Origin of the sequence: Amycolatopsis sp. NPDC051128, assembly GCF_040682715.1 — a bacterium.
Lineage (GTDB): Bacteria > Actinomycetota > Actinomycetes > Mycobacteriales > Pseudonocardiaceae > Amycolatopsis.
The window spans coordinates 96715-103746 of record NZ_JBFBBN010000035.1 but is presented as its reverse complement, the minus strand read 5'-3'; the positions used below and the strand labels follow the sequence as shown (position 1 = coordinate 103746).

8 protein-coding genes are annotated in these 7032 nt (G+C 71.8%); 4 read left to right on the top strand and 4 right to left on the bottom strand.

All coding sequences use genetic code 11. The features are described from left to right. Positions 1-119: 119 nt before the first annotated feature. Both AB0M82_RS30315 and dut read right to left on the bottom strand, forming a co-directional pair. A complete protein-coding gene (locus AB0M82_RS30315; RefSeq protein ID WP_364728951.1) occupies positions 120-788 on the bottom strand; it encodes a DUF3710 domain-containing protein in 669 nt (222 codons plus the stop codon). Next, on the bottom strand, positions 788-1291 hold the full coding sequence (gene dut, locus AB0M82_RS30310) for a dUTP diphosphatase (protein WP_364728948.1): 504 nt from the start codon (positions 1289-1291) through the stop codon (positions 788-790). The genes AB0M82_RS30315 and dut overlap by 1 nt, the downstream gene beginning before the upstream one ends. A 24-nt stretch (positions 1292-1315) precedes the next feature. On the opposite strand from dut, the gene AB0M82_RS30305 reads away from it, so the two are divergent. Further along, a complete protein-coding gene (locus AB0M82_RS30305) occupies positions 1316-1798 on the top strand; it encodes a DUF3093 domain-containing protein (protein ID WP_364728945.1) in 483 nt (160 codons plus the stop codon). Positions 1799-2053: 255 nt separating this feature from the next. Here AB0M82_RS30305 and AB0M82_RS30300 read toward each other — a convergent pair whose 3' ends face one another. Next, positions 2054-2362, bottom strand: coding sequence for a DUF4193 domain-containing protein (locus AB0M82_RS30300; RefSeq protein ID WP_013224476.1), 309 nt, complete (start codon positions 2360-2362; stop codon positions 2054-2056). Between the two features lie 515 nt (positions 2363-2877). Here AB0M82_RS30300 and cei point away from each other — a divergent pair. Further along, positions 2878-3558, top strand: a complete 681-nt coding sequence (gene cei / locus AB0M82_RS30295; RefSeq protein ID WP_364728942.1) for an envelope integrity protein Cei — start codon at positions 2878-2880, stop codon at positions 3556-3558. Positions 3559-3710: 152 nt separating this feature from the next. Here the strand turns inward: cei and AB0M82_RS30290 are convergent, their stop codons facing one another. Further along, the gene (locus AB0M82_RS30290; protein WP_364728939.1) at positions 3711-4529 is read right to left on the bottom strand and encodes an inositol monophosphatase family protein; all 819 of its coding nucleotides are present in this window, start codon (positions 4527-4529) and stop codon (positions 3711-3713) included. A 67-nt stretch (positions 4530-4596) separates the two neighbouring features. Here AB0M82_RS30290 and ppgK point away from each other — a divergent pair, with 67 nt between their 5' ends. Next, positions 4597-5361 (top strand): polyphosphate--glucose phosphotransferase, encoded by a 765-nt coding sequence (ppgK, locus tag AB0M82_RS30285; RefSeq protein WP_364728966.1) that lies wholly within the window; start codon positions 4597-4599, stop codon positions 5359-5361. Between the two features lie 207 nt (positions 5362-5568). Then, a complete protein-coding gene (locus AB0M82_RS30280; protein WP_364728936.1) occupies positions 5569-6963 on the top strand; it encodes an RNA polymerase sigma factor in 1395 nt (464 codons plus the stop codon). Positions 6964-7032: the final 69 nt, after the last annotated feature.

The window sequence follows — 7032 nt, the reverse complement described above, 5'->3', positions numbered from 1 at the left end:
CGGGGCCGGGCCCGGGCCCCCGGCCCCCCCGGGGCGCCCCAACTCCCTTTTTGCCCCATTGCTGCCCTCACCCGCCCCTCAATGCGACATTCACGGCTTTCCGGGTGGGCCGGGTGGGCTCAGCCCTGCTCCTGCTGGGCGGCGATGTGCTCGGCGACCGCGTCCGGCAGCGTGATGGTCAGCGGGGTGCGGACCGGCATCGGGGCGTCACCGCGGTCCACGATCGTGCGCCGCACGATCTCCCGCAGCACGTCGACGGCACCCGCGGCCTCCGACTGCGGCCCCGCGATGACGCCGCGCAGCATCCAGCGGGGCCGGTCGACGCCGACGAAGCGCAGGGCCACGTCGCCGACGATGGCCGAGATCTCCAGGCCCCACTTGCCGCGGCCGAGGTTGACCTTGGCGCCGTCGGCCCGCAGCTGCTCGGCCAGCTCGGCGCTGACCTCGCGCCACAGCCCGCCCGAGCGCGGCGCGGCGTACGCGCTCACCGTGATCTGGCCCTGCTCGGTGACGACGTGCACGGCCCGCACGCCCCCGGTCTCCGGGTCCATCTCGACCTGGACCTGGGAACCGTCGGGCACCGGCACCTTCACCGAGCCGAGGTCGATCCGCGGGACGCCGTCGTCCTCGAAGTCCGTGACGTCGTACGGGCCGTCGGAGACGTCCGACAGCTCCGAGTCGTCGTATTCGTCGTACTCGCCGTCCTCGATCGTGTCGGCGGCCTCGGGCGCGGCGTGCCGTCCGGCGGACCCGCCCTCGGTCCGCCGCTTGCGTCCGAAAATCCCCACTACTTCTCCGTTCCTTCCCCCGCGCCGGCGCTCTCGGCGAGCGCCGGTGCTCCCAGTGTGGCGTGTCCACCCGTGGAGCCGTAGCCACCGTCGCCCCGCTCGGTGGCGTCGAGCTCGGCGACCTCGACGAACTCCGCGTGCTCGACCCGCTGCACGACCAGCTGGGCGATGCGGTCGCCGCGCGTGAGCTTCACCGGGTGCACCGGGTCGTGGTTGATCAGGCAGACCTTGATCTCCCCGCGGTAGCCCGCGTCGATCGTGCCCGGGGTGTTGACCACCGAGAGGCCGACCCGGGCGGCCAGGCCGGACCGGGGGTGGACGAACCCCGCGTACCCCGGTGGGAGTGCGATCGCGACGCCGGTGCCGACCACGCCGCGTTCCCCGGGTCGCAGCACGATATCCGAGGTGGTGACGAGATCGGCGCCCGCGTCGCCCGGCCGGGCGTAGGCGGGCAGCGGGACATCCGGGTCGAGCCGGGAGAGGAGTACCTGAACGCTGGACACGGGCGGCGAGATTACTCTCTACCCGTGGGTGAATCTGCGAAGACGGCCGCTAGTGCCGCGGTCCGGCACTCGGAGCGGCTCTACGTCCCGTGGTGGGGCTGGCCGCTGCCGGTGCTGGGCGCGGTCCTGCTGGCGGCCGAGATCGACCTCGGGTACCAGGGGGTCCGGGCGTGGCTGCCGTACGTGATCGCGCTACCGGTCGTCGTGGCGCTGCTGCTGTCGCTGGGCCGGTCGAAGATCCGGATCACCGGCGGCGCCGAGCCGGAGCTGTGGGTCGGCGACGCCCACCTGCCGCTGCGGTACGCCGGCGAGGTGGAGATCTTCGACAAGGAAGCCAAGCGGAAGGCCCTCGGGCGCGACGGCGACCCCGCCGCGTACGTGCTGCACCGCGGCTGGGTCGGCCCGGTGGTCCGGGTCCGGCTCACCGACGCGGCCGACCCGACGCCGTACTGGCTGTTCAGCACCCGGCACCCCGAGCGCGTCGCCGAGCTGCTCAAGGGCGCCTGACTGAAGGTTCCCGCCCGTGGTTCCCGCCCGTGGTTCCCGCCCGTGGTTCCCGCCCGTGGTTCCCGCCCGTGGTTCCCGCCCGTGGTTCCCGCCCGTGGATGTGGAAGGGGGCCGGCCTGCCGGCTGGCCCCCTTGTCCCCAGCGCGCTTCGAGCCTCTCCGGTGCCTCGAGTGCCTAGTGTGGTTACAGTGCCCTCGAGGCTCTCAGTCGCGTCTGTTCGTCCCCTGAACTCCCTGTCCGAGAACCCCCGCGCCCTCAGGCGCAGTCGCGGCAGATCAAGCGTCCGCCGTTGTCCTCGGCCAGCCGGCTGCGGTGGTGCACCAGGAAGCAGACGGAGCAGGTGAACTCGTCCGCCTGCTTCGGCACCACCTTCACGGTCATGTCCTCACCGGAAAGCCCGGAGAGGTCGGCACCCGGCAGCTCGAAGTTCTCGGCGGTCGCGTCCTCGTCGACGTCGACGACGCCGGACTGGTTCTCGTTCCGCCGGGCCTTGAGCTCCTCCAACGAGTCTTCGGCCAGCTCGTCGGCTTCGCTGCGGCGCGGAGCGTCGTAGTCGGTAGCCATGTGTCTCTCACCCCTGCGATCAGCTTGTGTAGTCGTTTCCCCGGACTCCGGGTGCCCCCGTGAGTCCGCCGTGCCGCTGGTCAACGTTCCAGGGCCGCTGTTTGTGCCCGACGGCCGAAGTGACCGAGGTCTCTTCTTTTGCGCCTCTTCCTGCGGCCGGAGCCCGGGAAGGGTAGCTCACGGCTCCGCGGGTTCTGCAACGAGTCAGATCATTGCCGGAGAATCGTCACCCGACAGGGGGAACCCGCAGGTAAGACGCGTCGTCCTCCGTTCGGGTTGCCCCCGGGTGGAGAACTTCACGCGGGGGCCCGTGTCCCCTTGCCCCGGCCGGCTCCGCCGTGGTGCGATCGCCGGACGGGGATCGGTGCCGGGCGGAGCACCGGTACCGCAGGCAGGGCACGGAAACCACCGGGGTGACCCGGAACGGTGCGCGATGCCCGCAGCGCCTAGGCTGGTCGGCCACGGCGGTGCCGGCACGCACCGGCCGGGTTCGGTGCTCGGGAAGGGACGGACGGGTGGCGTCGGGGAACGGCATCGGGGACCGTGGGACGCGGCCGTATCGCAAGCACAAGCCGCTGCCGGCGCTGATCGTGATCGGCGTGCTCGCCCTCGGCGCGATCATCGTCTGGGTGAACGCCGCCGTCGGCAAGGGCGACGTGGACGAGGCCGTCCGCTGCGACCCGCCGGCCAGCCCGCCACCGGGTGTCACGTTCAGCACCCTCCCGCACGGCGCGCTCGACGACCGCGCCCCCATCCCGCCGGACAAGGTCGCCTACCGGGTCCTCAACGCCTCCGGCACCCGCGGCCAGGGCGGCATCACCACGACCGCGCTGCGCGAGCTCGGGTTCACCGGCGCCGCCGAACCGGCCAACGACCCCGCCTACGACAAGCGCGAAGCCAAGTGCCGCGGCCAGATCCGCTTCGGCGAGAACGGCGGCCCTGCGGCCCGGACGCTCAGCCTGGTCGTGCCCTGCGCCGAGCTGGTCCAGGACAACCGCAAGGACGCGAGCGTCGACGTGGTCACGGGCACCCTCTTCGGCGACCTCCGGCCCCGCGCGGAGGCCCGCCGGATCATCACGCAGCTCGCCGACTGGTCCAAGACCCACCAGGCCGGCGGCAACGAGCAGTCGGCGGGCGCGAAGGCCCCGGTGGTCGACCAGACACTGCTGGCCTCGGCCCGCGACGTGGAGTGCTGACCGGCCGCTGAACCCAGCGGCCGGGGGGGCGCCCCCCCGTTTTCCACGCTACCGGGGGGCACCGACAGTTCCGGCTGCCGGACGCCGCGAATGACTCATTCGCGGCGTCGGAGGTCCCGAATGAGTCATTCGCGACCTCCGACCCGCTCCGCTCAGACCTCCGCTGCCCCGCAGTCGACCAGGACCTTCCGCAGCGGGTCCGCGATCGACGGGGCCGCCGCGTACGTCGCATCGGCGCCCAGGTCCGGCGCCGAGCCCGGCAGCAGGACCTCAGCGCCCGCCTCCGCCGCGATCAGCGCCCCCGCCGCCCAGTCCCAGCGGTGGAGCCCGTGCTCCACGTACGCGTCCAGCCAGCCCGCCGCCACCGCGCACAGGTCCAGCGACGCCGCCCCGTTGCGGCGGATGTCGCGCACCCGCCCCAGCAGCTCCGCCGCGAACCGCGACTGACGGGTCCGCCGCTCCGCCGAGTACGCGAAACCGGTCCCGACGAGCGTCACCTCCAGCCGCGACGGCGCCGACACCGCCAGCCGCCGCCCGTCCAGCCACGCGCCGCCGCCGCGGGCCGCCGACCAGACGCGGCCGCTCGCCGGCTCGACCACCGCCCCGGCCACCGACACCCCGCCGACCTGCGCCGCGACCGACACCGCGAACCACGGCAGCCCGTAGAGGAAGTTGACCGTCCCGTCGATCGGGTCGACCACCCACGTCACGCCGTCGCCGGTGGCCCCGCCGCCCTCCTCGCCCAGCACCGGCTCCCCCGGCCGCAGCTCGGCCAGCCGCGCCCGCACGAGGCGCTCCGACTCGTGGTCGACCGCGGTCACGACGTCGGTGTCCCCGGACTTCGTGCCCACGGCCACCGAGCGGCCACCGGCCATCCCCTCCCAGGCCTCGCGGACCAGCCCGGCGGCGTCCGTCGCGACCCGCACCGCGACGCTTTTCAGCAACGACTCGTCAACTCCCACGTCCGACATGTCACCACATCCGGTTAAAGTCTCCGAGGCAGGCTTCTGAATCGTGCGAGAAGGGACCACGTCCGTGGTGGAGGCGACCCGCCGAGGTTTCGGCATCGACATCGGCGGCAGCGGGATCAAGGGCGCCTTGGTCGACCTGGACAAGGGGCAGCTCATCGGCGACCGGATCCGGATCGAGACGCCGAAGCCGTCCACCCCCTCGGCGGTCGCGGACGTCGTCCACGACATCGTGACGCAGGCGGGCTGGGACGGCCCGGTCGGCGTGACGCTGCCGGCGGTCGTCAAGAAGGGCGTCGCGCACACCGCGGCCAACATCGACAAGCAGTGGATCGGCACCGACGCCGACGCGCTGTTCGCCAAGCGGCTCGGCCGCGGCGTCGACCAGATCGCGATGCTCAACGACGCCGACGCCGCGGGCATGGCGGAGATCCGCTTCGGCGACCCGGGCGCGCGCAAGGGCGTGACCGCGCTGCTCACCTTCGGCACCGGCATCGGCAGCGCGGTGTTCCAGGACGGCAAGCTCGTCCCGAACACCGAGTTCGGCCACCTGGAGATCGACGGCCACGACGCCGAGAAGCGCGCGGCCGCCTCGGTGAAGGACAACGAGGGCCTCTCCTACCCCGAATGGGCCAAGCGCGTGCACCGTTACCTGACCGTGCTGGAGAACCTCATCTGGCCCGACCTGTTCATCGTCGGCGGCGGCGTCAGCAAGAAGGCCGAGAAATGGGTGCCGCTGCTGGACCTCCGCACTCCGGTGCTGGTGGCGACGCTGCAGAACAACGCCGGGATCGTCGGCGCCGCGGCCGCCGCGGCGGAGGGCATCCAGCACTGATCCGGCCCCGATCACACCGCGATCGGGCGCCCGCGGCGGGCCCGGGGGTGATCGCTTCGCGACGCATGCGCGTACCGTCGTTACAATGGAACACGGCCCACGGCTGCGGAGGCCAAAACCGCAGGCCGAGGCGTGTTCCCCGAATGTGAGGCAGCAATGGTCCCCATGCCGTTGCTCGTCATGATCGACCGCTGCGAAAGGGCGTAAGTGGCAGCCGCAAGAACCGCAACCCGAGGCGGGACGAAGACAGCGACCGCAGCCGGCGAGCCGGCCGAAGAGGCAGCCACCGGGACGGCGAAGCCAGCGGCGCGCAAGACCACTGCCAAGAAGGCTCCGGCCAAGAAGGCACCGGCGAAGAAGCCCGCGACCAAGGGCGCGAAGACCGAAGACGGCGAGCCCGACGGTCCCGTCGACATCGACGAGGCCGAACTCGACACGCCCGACCTGTCGGACCTGGAAGAGGTCGAGGTCGACGTCGTCGACGAAACGGTCAACGACGAGCCGGACGCCGACTCGGCCGACGACGATGACGACGAGGAATCCGACGAGGAGACCCCGGCGCAGCGCCGTCGCGGGGTGGCGGCCGACAAGGCCGCGGCCAAGAGCGACAACCCGGACTTCGTCTGGGACGAGGAGGAGTCCGAGGCGCTGCGGCAGGCGCGCAAGGACGCCGAGCTGACCGCGTCCGCCGACTCCGTGCGCGCCTACCTCAAGCAGATCGGCAAGGTCGCGCTGCTGAACGCCGAGGAGGAGGTGGAGCTGGCCAAGCGGATCGAGGCCGGCCTCTACGCCGCCGAGCGCGTGCGCACCGCCGAGGAGGAGGGCGAGAAGCTCGTCACCCAGATGCGCCGCGATCTCAAGTGGATCGTGCGTGACGGCGAGCGCGCCAAGAACCACCTGCTCGAGGCGAACCTCCGGCTCGTGGTGTCGCTGGCCAAGCGCTACACCGGCCGCGGCATGGCGTTCCTGGACCTCATCCAGGAGGGCAACCTCGGCCTGATCCGCGCGGTGGAGAAGTTCGACTACACCAAGGGCTACAAGTTCTCGACGTACGCCACGTGGTGGATCCGCCAGGCGATCACCCGCGCGATGGCCGACCAGGCCCGCACCATCCGTATCCCGGTGCACATGGTCGAGGTCATCAACAAGCTGGGCCGCATCCAGCGTGAGCTGCTCCAGGACCTCGGCCGCGAGCCGACCCCGGAAGAGCTCGCCAAGGAGATGGACATCTCCCCGGAGAAGGTCCTCGAGATCCAGCAGTACGCGCGCGAGCCGATCTCGCTGGACCAGACGATCGGCGACGAGGGCGACTCCCAGCTCGGCGACTTCATCGAGGACTCCGAGGCGGTCGTCGCGGTCGACGCGGTGTCGTTCACGCTGCTGCAGGACCAGCTCCAGTCGGTGCTGCAGACGCTGTCCGAGCGCGAGGCGGGCGTGGTCCGGCTGCGCTTCGGCCTGACGGACGGCCAGCCGCGCACGCTCGACGAGATCGGCCAGGTGTACGGGGTGACCCGTGAGCGCATCCGGCAGATCGAGTCGAAGACGATGTCGAAGCTGCGTCACCCGTCGCGGTCCCAGGTCCTGCGGGACTACCTGGACTGAGTTTCTTACAGGGCAACGAAACCCCGCCACCGGCTGCCGGTGGCGGGGTTCTTCGTCTCCGGGTGATCT

Bases quoted from the DNA above. Each gene is read 5' to 3' on its own strand.
- AB0M82_RS30290 (WP_364728939.1), bottom strand. From the start codon at position 4,529: ATGTCGGACGTGGGAGTTGACGAGTCGTTGCTGAAAAGCGTCGCGGTG.
- AB0M82_RS30300 (WP_013224476.1), bottom strand. From the start codon at position 2,362: ATGGCTACCGACTACGACGCTCCGCGCCGCAGCGAAGCCGACGAGCTG.